The sequence below is a fragment of the Mesonia hippocampi genome (assembly GCF_014197445.1).
Classification (GTDB): Bacteria; Bacteroidota; Bacteroidia; order Flavobacteriales; family Flavobacteriaceae; genus Mesonia; species Mesonia hippocampi.
The window spans coordinates 1-14,833 of the sequence record NZ_JACIFO010000011.1 but is presented as its reverse complement, the minus strand read 5'-3'; the positions used below and the strand labels follow the sequence as shown (position 1 = coordinate 14,833).

Here is a 14,833-nt window from a genome sequence, read left to right as displayed (position 1 = left end):
ATGGAAATACCACGTTTTTTACTTGGTGATAATACCGATTGTCCTGAAGCTATTTTTGTAATTCATACAGAATTTCCTAGATTTATTATTAATTTAGTAGACGATGAGATTGAGTGGCTGGAAGAGTTCTCTAAAGAAGATGAGGAAGAACTAACCCACCAGACCGAAAACCTTATCGAAGAAGCTTCATTGTTTTATGACCGTGAAGTAGAACGCTATCAAGCATAAATAAAGTTTATGGAAGAATTACTACAGTTAGATCAAGAAGTGTTTTTGTATTTAAATAACTTAGGAACAAAAACTTGGGATTGGTTTTGGGTGTTTATTACGCATAAATTTGCAGCCATACCAATGTATGCTTTACTGTTGTATTTACTTTATAAAAACTTAGGGGTAAAACCTACCTTAGTAACCCTGGTTTTTATAACAGGATTAATTACTTGTACCGACCAGTTAGCCAATGTTTTTAAAGATTATTTTGAACGCCCTAGACCTTGTAAGGAAGATTTTATGGCACAAGGGAGGTTTTTGATGGATTATTGCGGAAAATATGGTTATTTTTCAGCACATGCAGCTAGCTCTACCGCATTAGCTATATTTTTAGGGAGTATTTTAAAAAAATATTATCGCTATGCATTTATAGGTTTGCTTACATGGGCAATGTTTGTGAGTTATAGTAGAATTTATGTAGGAAAACATTACCCCGGAGATGTACTCACAGGAATTTTCTTTGGGGTGCTTATAGGTTGGCTATTTTATAAACTGCATACTTGGGTAATGCATAAATATTTTAACGTATAAAAAATGTTTGGTAGCAATCGTCCTAAATTAAAACTAGAAAAAACTACATACGATAAGTTTTTAATAGCTTTAGGATGCTTTTTGTTGTTGCTTACTTGGGGGTTAGCAATATATGGGATGTTGTGTTCTCCTGATACAATACCAATTCATTTTAATGTCTATGGTGAACCCGACGCTTACGGAGATAAAACAAATTTCCTTATGCTGCCCATTGTAAGTACATTGTTGTATTTTGGTATTGTATATCTTAATAAATTTCCGCACGTATTTAATTATCCGGTAAAAATAACAAAAGAAAACGCTCGTACTAATTATCGTATAGCTATCTGGATGATGCATTGGTTGGCAATAGGATTAGCGTTCTTATTTTTATTAGTAGTTATAGAAACTATTATTATAGTGAAAACAGAAAAAATAGGTTTAGGCTTTTGGTTTGTTCCGTTAGTATTTATTATAACATTATTACCACTCATTATAGGTTTAGTAAAAATGAATAGACACTAGAGGTGAAAAATTATTCTCTTGCTAAATCTAACAAATGTTTTGCAGCCTTAAACGGCGTTGTCTTGTTTTCCTCGATTGCTTTTAATTGTTCTTGTAATGCTATTTTGATGTTTGGTTTGGAATAGAAATTTAATTTTAATTGCTCATCGATACTTTGCAGCATCCAAAACTTATTTTGTTCCTGTCTGTTTTTATAAAAATAAGTGTTGTTTTTGGTGAGCTTTTCGTAGGTTAAAATCATTTCCCATATCTTATCGATTCCCTTTTGGTGTAAAGCACTGCAAGTTTTAACCTTAGGTTGCCATTGGTTTTCTTTTAGCGGGTAAAAATGTAGCGCCCTTCTAAATTCTATTTTTGCTCTCATGGCGGCTTTTTTATTTTCACCATCGGCTTTGTTGATAACAATGGCATCAGCCATTTCCATTATCCCACGTTTAATTCCTTGTAGTTCATCACCAGCACCGGCAAGTTTCAGTAAAAGGAAAAAATCGGTCATGCTGTGTACAACTGTTTCACTTTGTCCTACGCCAACGGTTTCTATTAGAATAACATCGTAGCCTGCCGCTTCGCATAAAATAATGGTTTCTCGTGTTTTTTGGGCTACCCCACCTAAAGAATTTCCAGAGGCAGTAGGCCTAATAAAAGCGTTTTCTTGTTTTACCAATTCTTCCATACGTGTTTTGTCGCCCAAAATACTTCCATGAGAAACAGAGCTTGTAGGGTCTACAGCCAATACGGCTACTTTTTTTCCTTGTTGAATAAGAAAATTCCCAAAAGCTTCAATAAAAGTGCTTTTCCCTACACCTGGTACGCCTGTTATTCCTATTCTGATAGATTTATTGGCATAAGGAAGGCAGCCTTCAATAAGTTTATTGGCGTTAGCTGTATGTTTTTGTTGTTGACTCTCAATAAGTGTAATAGCTCTACTCAAGGCGGTTTTATTGCCTTTTAGTACATCTTTTTGTAAAGTACTAATGTTTTGTTTTTTTCTGCGTAAAGCTTTTATGCGTTCGGCACTTTTTTTACTAAGGTTACTGGAAGCATCGTTGTTTTGCTGGTGTAGGTTTGAAGAAGAATGAGAGCTCATTATGCTTAGTTATTTAATACAAATTTAGGAATTCATTTTTGAACTTAACCTAAATAGTTTTTATATTGAGGAACTAAAATTAAAAACGAAATTTATGAAAACTTTGTATACTGCAAAAACCACAGCAAAAGGTGGTAGAAACGGAAGTGTTAAAACCGATGATGGAATCTTAGATATGGATCTAAGCGTGCCCGAAGGCATGGGAGGTAAAGGTGGTAACGGTACAAATCCCGAACAATTGTTTGGTGGGGCTTATGCTGCTTGCTTTGGTGGAGCTTTACAAGCGATTGCAGGCGATTTAGATTTAGGCGATTTTTCTGTAACAGCATCGGTTAGCTTTAACGCAGAAGCTGCAAACGAATTTGTGCTTTCTGTAATTTTAGATGCTTATTTACCTACCCTAAGTATCGAAAAGGGAGAGGAGCTGGTAAATAAAGCTCATGAAATTTGTCCTTTTTCTAAAGCTACTCGCGATAATATAGATGTAACATTAAATTTATTGGTAGACGAGGCTTAGGCTAATTACTAAGTTATGATTATTAAAAAGGCTATCCAAATTTGGATAGCCTTTTTAGTTTGTTTACTAGGTATAAAATTATACAATAATGCTAGCTCCTTTGTTGTTGGTTATTTTTTGGGCTTCATCTAAATAAAAGTCAATTCTACCTAAATTAATACCTGCCCAACCTACTTGGTTAACCAAAACGTTTTTCCCTTCACTGTTTTGGGTAATTGTTGGTTTTTTTAAAAAGGTATGTGTGTGTCCGCCAATAATTAAATCGATGTTTTTTGTTTGTTTAGCAAGCTTTAAATCGTCAATTTTATCATTTTTATAATGATAACCTAAGTGCGAAAGGCATATTACAAGATCACATTTCTCATCTTTTTTAAGTTTCTCGGTAATATCTTGGGCAATTTCTACAGGATTTATATAGCGAGTTTCCTTATACATTTTTTGGTTAACCAATCCTTTTAGCTCTATTCCTAGCCCAAAAACACCAATTTTCACGTCGTCTTTAACAAATACTTTATAAGGTTTTATTTTTCCGTTTAAAACGGTGTTTTCAAAGTTATAGTTGGCATTAAGAATCTCGAAAGAAGCATTAGGTAATTGCGCATGAAGTCCTTCTATACTGTTATCAAAATCATGATTTCCTAATGTTGCTGCATCGTAACCTAATTTGCTCATTAGTTTAAATTCCAATTCACCTCCGTAGAAATTAAAAAAAGGTGTTCCCTGAAAAATATCTCCCGCGTCGAGTAATAAGGTATTGGGGTTTTCTTTACGTATTTGTTTAATTAACGTATAGCGTTTTGCAACCCCACCTTGATTTGGGTTTCTAGAGTGGCTAGCAGGAAAAGGTTCTATATGGCTATGAACATCGTTTGTATGTAATATGGTGATGTGTTTTTGTGAAACAGGTTTTTTAAAAGCGGTACTTAAAAAAGCGGTACTTCCTACGGTAGAAAGTAAGGTGGCTGCTGATGCTTTTTGGATAAAACTTCTTCTTTTCATAGGGTTATTCTTTTATAAAACGCTGATCTTTAATAGGGTTTATTTTAGGGTGTTTGCTAAAGTAATCGATAAATAAATTTCGTAATTTATAGTCAAGTATTGTTAAGTTTTTGGGGTGTGCAAAAAAGAGCATGTTGTCTCCGCCTTGTTGTAAGAAATCGCTAGTAGCAATGTAATATGTTTTATTTTTATCTACCGGTTTGCCTTGTATTGTAGCCTTTTTTATTTGGTTATTCTTGTCTAGAATTAATTGCATTCCAGCAATAGGATGCGCACGTTTAGCTTTGGTTAAATAAGTAAATAAATCGTTTAATTTAGCTCCAGTAATTTCTACAATTACCACTTCGTTTTCAAACGGCATAATGTTGTAAGCTGTTTTTGTAGTGATATCGCCTTTGTCTATATTTGCTCTAATACCACCGTGATTTAATAAAACAGCATCGATATTTTTAGTTGTTCGTTGGTGAAATATAGGTTGAGCCATTTCTAACACGGCGTCTGCCATCATATTGCCTATTGGGGTGTTATATTCTCCGTCAGTTTTAGAAAGTATTTTTGGGGTATAGGAGAGTACTTTATTCATCTCATCATCTATACGTTCTTTGTAGGGTGCTATAAAGTCTTTAATGGCTTTATCTTCGGTAATTTTTGCACTTACAGGTACTTGTTTGCCTTCAATTTTGCTAGGAAATACTGGTGATGATGTTTTGTTTTCTGCACAAGAAAATAAACTTAATCCTATAAAAAAAATAAGGAATCGTATCATAATTTTATTTTAAAGTTTTCAGGAAAAAGCTGTATCAGTTGAATACTAAGCTTTTATAGAGATTATCAAAAAAGTCAGGTAACGATTTGGTAACGGTGCCTATTGCTTTGCTTTTCAATACGTTTCCGTTAGCTCAAAGCAAATATACACAATATATTTTTCTCAAAACCATACAATTTTATTGTTCTGATTTGTATGTAAGTGTAATAGAATGAGTGAAAATAATTTATATTAACTTAGGATTTATCACACCTCTATACTGTCACCTCTACTTTGGCTTGTGTACCTCCAGATTTTATTTTTGTTATTTTAAAATTACCACCTATAGATTTTAGTCGCTTGGCAATACTGTATAAACCTTGATTTCCGGTATCGTTAGTATCTTCATAGCCTATGCCGTCATCGGATATTTCAATCTGTAAACCGTTTGGACTGTTGCTAAATATAATTTCTGCACTTTGTGCCTGCGAGTGTTTGATGATATTATTGACTAATTCCTGTATGATTCTAAAAAGCATCAGCTGTAATTGTGGGGCAATCTCTTGAACATTACTATTATTATCAGTTACTGAAATAGTTACCAATTTGGTTTCATTGATTTCTGAAGCAAAATGTGAGGTGGCTTTTATCAATCCTTCTTTTTCCAATACGGTGGGAAGAAGATTGTGTGCAATATACCGTACATCAGCGTGTGTATTTTCTAAAATTGATTTTACTTTAGAAAGCTGTTCCACCTGTTTTTCCTGTGGAAGGTGCGGTATAGACTCAAGGCTCATTTTGGCCGCACCAATCATTGCGGCTACGCCATCGTGCAATTCTTGTGAAATACGTTTTCGTTCCCGTTCTTCACCCAAAATAAAGGAGTTTAAAATGGCGTTTTCCTTTTCTTGCTGTAATTGTTTTAGTTTTAGTTTTTGTGCTTTTCGGGTGTAGATAAAAATACCGCCAAAGATGACAACAAATAAAGCTCCGCCTAAAATAGCATATAATAAATTTGACTGTTGCTTCTGGATTTTTAGTTTTTGCTCTGCTATTTGTTTCTCTTTCTTTTCGGTTTCGTATTTGGTGTTTATTTCATTAATTTCCCTTGCATTTTCGGCAGAAGAAATAGAATCTTTAAAGATTGAATAAGTATGGTAAAAATCCGCAGACTTCTCTTTTTTCCCCAGGTTGAAATAAATAGTTGCCGCTGTGTAAGAAGCTTTGGTTAACGTAAGGTTGTCTCCAACTTCTTCCGCGAAATTTACAGCCTGCTCGGCATAGTTTAATGCTTTTTTGCCTTCTCCAAGCTTGTCCAAAGCATCAGAATATCTGTAATAGGCTGAAGCCATATGTATCTTATCGCCCAGTTCGTCGGAATATTTTACGGATTCTTCGGCATATTTCGATGCTTTGTTGAGGTCTTTCTCAAGTAAGGATAAAGTTATTGATGCCTGTGTTTTTGCCACCAAATCATTGGAAAGTTCAGACAGTTTCAAGGCTTTTTCTGACCATTCAATGGCATTTATTGTGTCTTTTTTATGGTAATATCCGAGTGCCAAATTGCTAGCTATAGTAGCAATGAATTTTTTGTCTTGATTTTCCTCCAGTAATTTATAGGACTTTAATAAGTACTCAATTTGTTTATCGTCATTTCCGGTCTCGCCAAGCAGTGTCGCTATATTAGAATACAAATAACCCAAATGCAACGGATTTCCTCCATTTTCCAATATGGTCGCAATTTTAAGGTAATAATCCAATGCTGTATTTAATTCTCCTCTGAAATAATGGCAATTGGCCAAAAGATTATAAGAATCTACATCTCTTCGTTGTTTTTCGTTAGGGTTTGGGTTTTTAATAGCCAATTGGCTATATACCATTGTGGAATCCAGTTCCTGACGGCTCCAAAAATAAAAAGCTTTCCGATTGTATAAATAGTCTAAAAACGGAACGTTTTCCTGTTTTCCTTTGGCAATGATTTTATTTAATATTTGAATGCAGTTTTGTTCTTTATGCTCGATGCATCTGTCAAACTCGTTGAATAGTCCCTTAAACTCCGACCCCACGTCAACAATTTTATCACGGTTTTGTGCATTGGCATTGATTAATAGCATTAATAGCAAAGTAAAAATGAATATTGTTCTCATATAATTTGTTTTAAATGTTTACCAACCCTTGCATAATGGCTTTTTTTACCATTCCGGCAATGTTTTTCACTTCGAGTTTCAGCATAATGTTTCCGCGATGCGTTTCTATTGTTTTTTTGGACAGGCAAAGCTCCTCGGCGATTTCTTTGGTGGTTTTTTCCTTTACAATCAACTGTAAAATTTCTATTTCACGTTCGGTCAGCACGGTTTTGCTTTTGGACGTTTGGGTTTCAAAAAACGCCTGTTGCGTTTTTGGGCTGTAATATTTTTCGTTGTTGATTGCCGCTTTCAGTGCTTTTTCAATATCTTTCCTGCTGTCAATTTTTAACAGATAACCGTCAAAACCCGCGTTTACGGACGATTTGATGGTTACGGAATCCGATTGGCTTGTGAGAGCAATAATTTTCATCTTAGGCATCAGTTGCCTGATTTCCTGAATGATTTCCCTGCCGTCGTGTTTGCCAAAGTGAATGTCGAGCAGTAAAACGTCAAAGTTTTCTTTTTCTAAAACATCTTTTAGTTCCATATAATTCAACACGCTTTGTGTTTTTTCTACAAATTCAAAAGTGGACAATAGCACCTCTAAGCCTTCCAATACAAGAAAATGGTCGTCTGCAAGTAAAATTTTCATCATGATTAGTTAGGGTTAAAACCATAGAATGCTAAAGATACTATTTTATAGCAGAATCCGCGTTTTTTAGCTAATTCTTTGTAAAACTTCCTTTTATCCTCCTCCCCCAACCCTCTCCAAAGGAGAGGGTTGGGGGAGGATCTTTAATTTTCAATTGTCTGAACCGGGATTCAAATCACCATCCACAGACTTTGACCACGCCTCAGATCTGTTTTAGGAGACCTCTACGCTCACTTTTTTTAATCCCCTTCAAACTAATAATCTAAATATATAGAATTTGCCCTGAAAGCTTCCTCGAGTGGGACTAATGCGCCGTTTTTCCAGTATTTGGCAATCGAACCGCTTCCAGTAGTTTGATATCCAACGATGTGAACATCCCCATTATGTATAGCTATAGAGGTTGGGTATTCGTCGTTATCGCCTTCGGAAAGCACTACAGGCGTACCATTTTTCCAGAAAGTTGCCTCCCACTTGAAAGACGCATTAAGTACCCTTCCTATTATATATACATTTCCGTTCTCGACAAATATATCCTCTGCATATGCGTGTGTTGTTGCACTGCTCAGCGTTGACTTCACCCCATTTTTCCAGTACATAGCAATCGCTTTACCGTCTTCATTATCTCGATATCCAACGGCGTACACATCTCCGTTTGATACGAATATAGAATTTATGCCCGCATCTGTGGTTCCATCTGTTAGATCTACCGGTGTGCCGTTTTTCCAGTATCGGGCAATTTCGTTTGCTCCGAAAACTTCATGGCCTCCTACATAAACATTTCCGTCATCTACGACTATTGAACGTGCAAATGCACTTTTTGTTCCGTCAGTCAGCTGTACAATCGTACCATTCTTCCAGTATACGGCAACACTTATTGAAGCCGGGTTGTATTCATTACCAGCTATATAGATATCTCCATTATAAGCGGCAATTTCCTTTGTGTAAGTTGAACCCGAGCCTGGACTTTTTTCCAGTTGTACCATGGTTCCATTTTTCCAGTATACTGCATCACCATAGGATTCCGAGTGGGAATATCCTGCCGCATAAACATCTCCTTGGTCCACTATGATGGACATTGCAGTTTCAGTTTTGTCTGGTTTATCAAGGTCACTTCCCTTAAGAATAACTGGTACACCGTTTTTCCAGTATCTGGCGAAGTGTTCTTCTTTATAATCTTTACCCCCAGTTCCAGCGATATACACATCCATTTTTGACATTTTTACCTTAATCTGCACCGGATCGCTATCTATATAGCCCTCTTTTTTGGCCATAACTTGATAACTCCCGGTCTCGTCAAAAGCATAGCTCGTACCGCTTATTTTTTCATTGTCGACATAGATGTCGGCATCGGTGGCTTCACCCTCGAGTGTCACCTCAAAAGTTACCTCATCTCCCATACTTATTTCAGTAGCAGATGCGGTAAGCATAAGTCCTGACTTCTCTGTTGGGTCGGGTTCCTGATCTGATCCGTCCTCTTTGGTGCAAGAAAAAAGCAGGAGTGCACTGCAAAGTAACATTCCCGCGTATCTTCTGTATCGTGTAAACTGTGTTTTCATCATTTGGTTTTTAAGTTTTATTCTTCTGCCTGTACCACTGCTACCGAAGTGGCTTCGGCAAGGCTAGAGCCACTGGGCAAATCTTGAGCTTCACCGTTTTTCCAAAGTCTGGCGACCATCTCTGTTCCTGAGTTATTTATTTTAACTCCGGCTACATACTCGTCAGTACCAGAGATCGCTACCGAACTGGCACGGGATCCGGAGAGCGTTTGGGCAAAACTGTTTTTCCAAAGTGTGGCAACCCGTGTTCCGGCACTATTCTTTTCATACCCCGCTACATACACATCGGTACCGGAGACCACTACCGAAACAGTAGGGGGATAGCCAGAGTCTTCACCACTGGAGAGGGTTTGGGCCATTCCGTTTTTCCAAAGTGTGAGGACAGGGTTTCCGGAGCTATTCGTTTCATATCCTGCTACATACACATCGGTTCCGGATACCGCTACCGAATAGACATAGACATTGTTAGTACCATCGGAGAGGTCTTGGGCGACACCGTTTTTCCAAAGCTTGGCAACCTTTCCGGGGCTATTCGATTCATCTCCAGCTACATACACATCTGCACCGGAAACCACTACCGAATAGGCATTTGCAGAGTTAGTACCATCGGATAGGTCTTGGGCAACACCGTTTTTCCAAAGTTTGGCAATATAGCGTGTTCGGGAATTATTCATTTGAAATCCTGCTACATACACATCGGTGCCGGAGACCACTACCGAACGCGCATAGCCAGGAGTTGATCCATCGGTCAGGTTTTGGACAGCACCGTTTTTCCAAAGTTTGGCGACAGGTGTTCCGGCACTATTATCTTCGTATCCAGCTACATATACATCAGTGCCAGAGGCTGCTACAGAAAAGGCTCTGGAATCAGTTGATCCATCGGTCAGGCTTTGGGCAGTGCCATTTTTCCAGAGTACGGCAGTACCTATTCCGGAACTACTATTGTACTCATTCCCTGCTACATAAACATCGGAGGTGGGCTCTGATGGGGGGATGTCATCATCCGGTGAAGGCGTATCATCACTCTTAGAGCAGGAAAAAAACACCAATATACTGCATAGCAGTATAGCGTAGAATCTGTTTTGTTTTAAATAATTTATCATCTTATTTTTTTTAAGTGTTACATTTTTTTGTTAGAATTATAAATTACCATTTTCTAAAATCAGTAAAAAACGGGAGGATACTATACAAGCACCGCTCCCGCCTGTTGAATGTTATATATAAGAGGTTGTGCTTTTGCGGTATTAATTTTGTAATATTTCAACTCCACTCCAGTTCGAAAACATTTTGGGTGTGTTGTCTAAATTGAAGTTGCTGAAACTGAAATTAATAGTACTTGGATGCTGAATACTTACCGCATACTCAAAACATTTAATAAAGTTCACATTGTTCATCTTCAAAAAGATTGAACTGCTTTCTAACTGAATAGCGCCATTAGGATATCCGTTGGTACTCCCCGCGTTGGCAATATCCAAGAACACGATTTCATTTAGCGGATTGGTGTTAGCGTCAATTCGAATACCTTCCCAATATCCCGCCACGTCTTCTTTTCCTTTAATCGTGATATGTTCGTTCGCAGTTCCCACCATAATGATTTCGTGGTTGAAATGAAAAGCATTTTGAAACCTAATTTGACTGCCGGCTTCCATCAGCAATGTAGTTCCCGGTTCAAATGTAAACCTACGTTTGGCTCCATTATCGGGCTTGAAGCCTGTGGAAAGAAAAGGAACATCGGTTTTATGAAAGGTTACATCTTGATAAACATCGTGGCTCGTTAATTTTATATAATTGTTTACGTTGCCTGTGTAGGTACTGGTTCCGTCGATAGAGTTGATGTGGTTTACAGAGGTTTCAATCGGTGTGTCATTACCGGTAAAGGTACTGTTGGACAGTGTTAACGATTTTGAATTATTATACCAGTGAAATCCAATGAGGTGTCCGTGCTGAACCGTACAATGGTTCATCTCCAATACCGCACCATAGGTACCTATAAGAGAACCTTGCAGTCCCCAGCCGTTGCGACCGGTTTGTCCGGCATATTCCACGGTTACATAGTCCATTCGGTTCGCAGGGTTGTCGCTGGAAATCTGAATACCTCTCCACGAGCCTTTGTCCTTTTGCGTTCCGGTCAGGATAATCGGTTTGTCGGCAGTACCGTTCATCTGTATTTTACCGTCTGCATATTTTCCTAAGCGTAGTCCGGCATCGCTTTCAAACGCTATTACCACTCCGGCATCTATTATAAAATCTCCGCTGGTCATGGGGTCGCAGGTGACAATATAATCTACCGGGGCATTGGGATCATCAGTCAAATGAACGTCAGGGTTTTTATCAAAATAACTGCAATCCAGCACGATAGGTTCTACTATTGGGGTAACTGGATCCACGCCGTCATCGTCGCTACTACAAGAAAACAGTATTAGCGAAGCAACGGTAAGCGTTGCCAATTTCTGTGTTTGTTTGTTTAAAAAAATCTTCATATCTAATTATTTTATATTACATTTTTTGTTTTTGGGGTTGCGTTTACTTGTTAACTCACCTCTGGTTTTCTAACTATTATTATAAATTAAACTTTACTCCTGCTCCTGCTACCAGTTGCCCACCGTCTATAATGACATATTTAAGCTCGGCAAAAGGAGTGATTTTTCCATCAATTTTGAAGTTGACCCCACCTCCAAGATTTAGCCCAAAGCGGCCGTCTGAAGCAGAATGGTCACCAAGCCAAGCATCATCAAAAGAAACTTTCACGCTATTGTAATTCAATCCGCCCAAAGCATACACGCTCATATTGTTTTGATTGACAAAATAATAATTGGCATTGGCGTTTACTTCAAACCAATTCACCTTAACACTATATTCTTCTTTGGGGAAATAGTAGATCAATGAAGGTGAGATGGTCAGGTTTTCCATAATTGGAAATTCTGCGTTGGCACCAATACCTATGTTTTCTATTTCCGTTCCATACGCGAAAAATGCACCTATACGGGTTTTTTCCTGTGCTTGGGCAGAAAATGCAACCCCAAGGCTTAATAGAACTCCACAAAATGTTAATTTTAAATTCATAGCTAATGTTATTTAAAGTTTTCGGGAGCAAAGTTAGGCTGCTGTCCATAAGTTTTTATCGGGGCAATCACGGAAATTCCATCTAAGGGTTTTCCCTGAGATAGTGTTTTTAAATTTCAGAATATCTATTTGTAATCCAGTTATAATTGGCGGAATTGGCTGTAAAACGAGGTCAATCGCATATAAAAAAGATCGTTTCTTTGTCAATCCGAATGATCTTTATTAGAAAGAAATGTCGCGTCCTGAAATAGCGATACAAAAAGAAATCGTTATTATGGAAGAAAAAAACAATTATGTAAAACGCACTCAGCGCGATTACAGTATGTCGTTTAAGTTGAGTGTTGTCAAAGAAATTGAGTCTGGGGAGTTATCTACTGTTGGTGCTTGCCAAAAGTATGGCATCCAAGCTCGAAGCACAGTTGTCAATTGGCTCAGAAAATTTGGTACCTTTGACTGGGAAAACCAAACACCATCGAATATGCCAAAGTCACCCGAACAAAAAATTATGGAGCTCGAAGCTCAGGTAAAGCTTTTGCAAAAACAGAAGACTTTTCTTGAAAAACAGGCTTATGTGGCTGATAAAAAAGCCATTATTTTCGATATGATGATTAACCTTGCCGAAGAGGAATATCAAATTGATATACGAAAAAACTCACCACCCGAACTATCGAATCTTTCCGAAAGGAACAAAAAGAAACCATAAGTTTCTCCTGTGAATTGTTCGGGGTGGACCGACAGGTTTATTATCGTCATTTAAAACGAAGAACAAAGCGACAACAAAATGCACAGCAGGTTGTGGATTGGGTAGAAGAGATACGAATGGTTCATCCAAAAATGGGTGGAAAGAAACTGTATTTTCTTTTGAAAGAGAAGTTTGAAAATTTAAAAATTGGCAGAGATAAGTTTTTCAACATACTAAGAGCTAATCATTTGCTAATCAAAACTAGAAGAAGTTATCACAAAACAACCAACTCGTATCATCGTTTTAAAAAACATAAAAATTTGATTAAAGATTTTCAATACAGAAAACCAAATAATGTTTGGGTTTCAGATATTACATACTTAGGAAACAGAGAAAACCCAGCTTATTTAAGCTTGATAACCGATGCTTATTCTAAAAAAATTGTAGGCTTTGATGTGTCGGATTCCTTGGCAACAGCATCTTGTCTAAATGCGCTAAAAATGGCATTGAAAAAAGAAAACATAAAGAATCTTATTCATCATTCAGACAGAGGGTTACAGTACTGTTCCGATGATTATCAAAAGCTATTGAAAAAACATGAAATTCGTTGTAGCATGACGCAAGAATCAGATCCTTATGAGAATGCCATAGCCGAAAGAATCAATGGAATATTAAAACAGGAATATGATATTGATAAATTTAATGTAGATTTGAATACAAGAAAGATTTTGGTCAAACAAACCGTAAAAGTTTATAATGAATTAAGGCCGCATTTGTCAAACCATTATTTAACACCGGTCCAAATGCATCAGCAACAAGAATTAATACCTAAATCTTATAAAAAGAAAAACAGTACAAATTTGAATATCTGTACTGTTTGAAATAAAGTTTTATTTGTTTAATCCTGTATCATTTTTTCAGGACGACACAAAAAAAGAATTATCAAAAACCTGACTGAAAAAGAGGGCAAAAACCGAAGATATAAAGTCGGTTTTGTTATTAGATAAAACAAATATTTCACAACCTCCTCCTTTTCTTCTTCATTCGGTTGGCAAACTGTTCTTCCTCGTAGTCCTCGCCCTGTGCATCGGGTAATAAGCTTAGCAATCCTAAATCGGAATTGGACGAATGCTCATTTGAAAGAAATTCAAAAAGGTCTTTCGTTGGCAAATCGTCCATTGTGTTCGTTTTGGATAGAGGATTATCCCGTGTTTTCAGTTCGGGTTTGTTTCCGTTGTTCCACCAATCGTTAAACACATTGGCTGACAGGTTTCTGTCCAAAGCCGAACCGTTCCAAACACTACGGCTCTCGTGGTCGATAAATGTTATACCGTAAATCCGTCCGTTGTCGTTCCAACCGTATTAATGCCTTGCTCTACAAGTTGTTTTTTAAAATCCATTTCACTACTTGTAGTATGAATGGCAAGCTCCACTGTGTTTTTCAGAACAGACCGCGCAGGGTTGCTTTTCATTTTCTCTTTTGACTGTTCAAAATGTTTTTGCAGTTGTGCAACTCCTGCGTCTTTTCCGAAAAGCGATGCTTTGAACGGATTGCTTGCCTTGTTGCCCTTCTCGTCCAATGCCACATACACCAATCCGTTTACGGTCTGACCGTTACGTTCGCCTTTGACTTCTTCCGCTGTGATGTTGAATAGGGAAAGCAAAGCATTATAGCTTCCCATAGTCGGAAAGCTGTAATACTTTGGTAAATGACGGACGACCGAAGCAATTTGGCTCTTTATATCGCCACGCTGATAATCAACAGGTTTGAAAATTTTATTGCCCTGTTTCTGCTCATGCTCGGTGGCTTTGTGCAGGTTGTATTTCTGTTCCAAATCCCGACAGATAGCCATTGAACGTGGGTGGTCGTAATCATCGGGGATTTTCTTGCCGTCAATACCCATGCAGGTCGAAACAATGGTAACCGTTGCACAAGCCTATAATTTTGCCTAAATCGATTTTATATAAGCCGTTTTAAGCGGCTTTATTTTTTTTATTAGTTAAGCGAATAGTTAATAGTTGAGTGTCTTAAAAGTGAAGATATAGACTTCTGTAAACGTTTTTTTACAAGAAACAATAAAGCAAGGCATCCCGCCCCACT

General features: G+C 37.5%; 17 protein-coding genes. 6 read left to right on the top strand and 11 right to left on the bottom strand.

The features are described from left to right. The 3 genes from GGR32_RS10660 to GGR32_RS10650 are packed head-to-tail and all read left to right on the top strand — an operon-like array spanning position 1 to position 1,305. Positions 1-228, top strand: a complete 228-nt coding sequence (locus GGR32_RS10660) for a hypothetical protein (RefSeq protein WP_183478190.1) — start codon at positions 1-3, stop codon at positions 226-228. 9 nt (positions 229-237) lie between these two features. Then, a complete protein-coding gene (locus GGR32_RS10655) occupies positions 238-801 on the top strand; it encodes a phosphatase PAP2 family protein (RefSeq protein ID WP_183478189.1) in 564 nt (187 codons plus the stop codon). Between the two features lie 3 nt (positions 802-804). After that, complete coding sequence (locus GGR32_RS10650) at positions 805-1,305, top strand: DUF1648 domain-containing protein (RefSeq protein WP_183478188.1); 501 nt, start codon at positions 805-807, stop codon at positions 1,303-1,305. 10 nt (positions 1,306-1,315) lie between these two features. On the opposite strand, the gene meaB is transcribed toward GGR32_RS10650, so the two are convergent. Then, entirely contained in the window at positions 1,316-2,392 is a 1,077-nt protein-coding gene (gene meaB, locus GGR32_RS10645; RefSeq protein ID WP_183478187.1) for a methylmalonyl Co-A mutase-associated GTPase MeaB, read from the bottom strand. Between the two features lie 94 nt (positions 2,393-2,486). Between meaB and GGR32_RS10640 the strand changes: the two genes are divergently transcribed. Then, positions 2,487-2,909: an Ohr family peroxiredoxin gene (locus GGR32_RS10640; RefSeq protein WP_183478186.1), complete on the top strand. Its 423-nt coding sequence runs from the start codon at positions 2,487-2,489 to the stop codon at positions 2,907-2,909. A 78-nt stretch (positions 2,910-2,987) separates the two neighbouring features. On the opposite strand, the gene GGR32_RS10635 is transcribed toward GGR32_RS10640, so the two are convergent. The 9 genes from GGR32_RS10635 to GGR32_RS10595 all read right to left on the bottom strand — a co-directional run bounded on the left by GGR32_RS10635 (position 2,988) and on the right by GGR32_RS10595 (position 12,257). After that, positions 2,988-3,908 carry a bifunctional metallophosphatase/5'-nucleotidase gene (locus tag GGR32_RS10635; protein ID WP_183478185.1) on the bottom strand — a complete coding sequence of 307 codons (921 nt, stop codon included), beginning with the start codon at positions 3,906-3,908 and terminating at the stop codon, positions 2,988-2,990. Positions 3,909-3,912: 4 nt separating this feature from the next. Next, positions 3,913-4,674, bottom strand: coding sequence for a 5'-nucleotidase C-terminal domain-containing protein (locus GGR32_RS10630; protein WP_183478184.1), 762 nt, complete (start codon positions 4,672-4,674; stop codon positions 3,913-3,915). A 254-nt stretch (positions 4,675-4,928) separates the two neighbouring features. After that, complete coding sequence (locus GGR32_RS10625; RefSeq protein ID WP_183478183.1) at positions 4,929-6,800, bottom strand: tetratricopeptide repeat-containing sensor histidine kinase; 1,872 nt, start codon at positions 6,798-6,800, stop codon at positions 4,929-4,931. 10 nt (positions 6,801-6,810) lie between these two features. Further along, on the bottom strand, positions 6,811-7,434 hold the full coding sequence (locus GGR32_RS10620) for a response regulator (RefSeq protein ID WP_183478182.1): 624 nt from the start codon (positions 7,432-7,434) through the stop codon (positions 6,811-6,813). A gap of 251 nt (positions 7,435-7,685) precedes the next feature. Then, positions 7,686-8,990 carry a hypothetical protein gene (locus tag GGR32_RS10615; RefSeq protein WP_183478181.1) on the bottom strand — a complete coding sequence of 435 codons (1,305 nt, stop codon included), beginning with the start codon at positions 8,988-8,990 and terminating at the stop codon, positions 7,686-7,688. Positions 8,991-9,004: 14 nt separating this feature from the next. Beyond that, a complete protein-coding gene (locus GGR32_RS10610) occupies positions 9,005-10,090 on the bottom strand; it encodes a hypothetical protein (protein WP_183478180.1) in 1,086 nt (361 codons plus the stop codon). A 141-nt stretch (positions 10,091-10,231) separates the two neighbouring features. Beyond that, positions 10,232-11,467: a hypothetical protein gene (locus GGR32_RS10605; RefSeq protein WP_183478179.1), complete on the bottom strand. Its 1,236-nt coding sequence runs from the start codon at positions 11,465-11,467 to the stop codon at positions 10,232-10,234. A gap of 79 nt (positions 11,468-11,546) precedes the next feature. Then, positions 11,547-12,050 carry an outer membrane protein gene (locus GGR32_RS10600; protein ID WP_183478178.1) on the bottom strand — a complete coding sequence of 168 codons (504 nt, stop codon included), beginning with the start codon at positions 12,048-12,050 and terminating at the stop codon, positions 11,547-11,549. A gap of 33 nt (positions 12,051-12,083) precedes the next feature. After that, positions 12,084-12,257 (bottom strand): hypothetical protein, encoded by a 174-nt coding sequence (locus GGR32_RS10595; protein WP_183478177.1) that lies wholly within the window; start codon positions 12,255-12,257, stop codon positions 12,084-12,086. A 25-nt stretch (positions 12,258-12,282) separates the two neighbouring features. Here GGR32_RS10595 and GGR32_RS11985 point away from each other — a divergent pair, with 25 nt between their 5' ends. Both GGR32_RS11985 and GGR32_RS11980 read left to right on the top strand, forming a co-directional pair. Next, a complete protein-coding gene (locus GGR32_RS11985; RefSeq protein ID WP_221403723.1) occupies positions 12,283-12,753 on the top strand; it encodes a transposase in 471 nt (156 codons plus the stop codon). A 23-nt stretch (positions 12,754-12,776) separates the two neighbouring features. Beyond that, positions 12,777-13,613: an IS3 family transposase gene (locus GGR32_RS11980; RefSeq protein ID WP_221403722.1), complete on the top strand. Its 837-nt coding sequence runs from the start codon at positions 12,777-12,779 to the stop codon at positions 13,611-13,613. Positions 13,614-14,057: 444 nt separating this feature from the next. Here the strand turns inward: GGR32_RS11980 and GGR32_RS12045 are convergent, their stop codons facing one another. Next, positions 14,058-14,636 carry a hypothetical protein gene (locus GGR32_RS12045; RefSeq protein ID WP_246415197.1) on the bottom strand — a complete coding sequence of 193 codons (579 nt, stop codon included), beginning with the start codon at positions 14,634-14,636 and terminating at the stop codon, positions 14,058-14,060. Positions 14,637-14,833: the final 197 nt, after the last annotated feature.

What these genes read in the sequence shown, in the direction of transcription:
- GGR32_RS10660 (WP_183478190.1), top strand. Translation starts at nt 1, where the DNA reads ATGGAAATACCACGTTTTTTACTTGGTGATAATACCGATTGTCCTGAA.
- GGR32_RS10655 (WP_183478189.1), top strand. Translation starts at nt 238, where the DNA reads ATGGAAGAATTACTACAGTTAGATCAAGAAGTGTTTTTGTATTTAAAT.
- GGR32_RS10650 (WP_183478188.1), top strand. Translation starts at nt 805, where the DNA reads ATGTTTGGTAGCAATCGTCCTAAATTAAAACTAGAAAAAACTACATAC.
- meaB (WP_183478187.1), bottom strand. Translation starts at nt 2,392, where the DNA reads ATGAGCTCTCATTCTTCTTCAAACCTACACCAGCAAAACAACGATGCT.
- GGR32_RS10640 (WP_183478186.1), top strand. Translation starts at nt 2,487, where the DNA reads ATGAAAACTTTGTATACTGCAAAAACCACAGCAAAAGGTGGTAGAAAC.
- GGR32_RS10635 (WP_183478185.1), bottom strand. Translation starts at nt 3,908, where the DNA reads ATGAAAAGAAGAAGTTTTATCCAAAAAGCATCAGCAGCCACCTTACTT.
- GGR32_RS10630 (WP_183478184.1), bottom strand. Translation starts at nt 4,674, where the DNA reads ATGATACGATTCCTTATTTTTTTTATAGGATTAAGTTTATTTTCTTGT.
- GGR32_RS10625 (WP_183478183.1), bottom strand. Translation starts at nt 6,800, where the DNA reads ATGAGAACAATATTCATTTTTACTTTGCTATTAATGCTATTAATCAAT.
- GGR32_RS10620 (WP_183478182.1), bottom strand. Translation starts at nt 7,434, where the DNA reads ATGATGAAAATTTTACTTGCAGACGACCATTTTCTTGTATTGGAAGGC.
- GGR32_RS10615 (WP_183478181.1), bottom strand. Translation starts at nt 8,990, where the DNA reads ATGATGAAAACACAGTTTACACGATACAGAAGATACGCGGGAATGTTA.
- GGR32_RS10610 (WP_183478180.1), bottom strand. Translation starts at nt 10,090, where the DNA reads ATGATAAATTATTTAAAACAAAACAGATTCTACGCTATACTGCTATGC.
- GGR32_RS10605 (WP_183478179.1), bottom strand. Translation starts at nt 11,467, where the DNA reads ATGAAGATTTTTTTAAACAAACAAACACAGAAATTGGCAACGCTTACC.
- GGR32_RS10600 (WP_183478178.1), bottom strand. Translation starts at nt 12,050, where the DNA reads ATGAATTTAAAATTAACATTTTGTGGAGTTCTATTAAGCCTTGGGGTT.
- GGR32_RS11985 (WP_221403723.1), top strand. Translation starts at nt 12,283, where the DNA reads ATGTCGCGTCCTGAAATAGCGATACAAAAAGAAATCGTTATTATGGAA.
- GGR32_RS12045 (WP_246415197.1), bottom strand. Translation starts at nt 14,636, where the DNA reads ATGGGTATTGACGGCAAGAAAATCCCCGATGATTACGACCACCCACGT.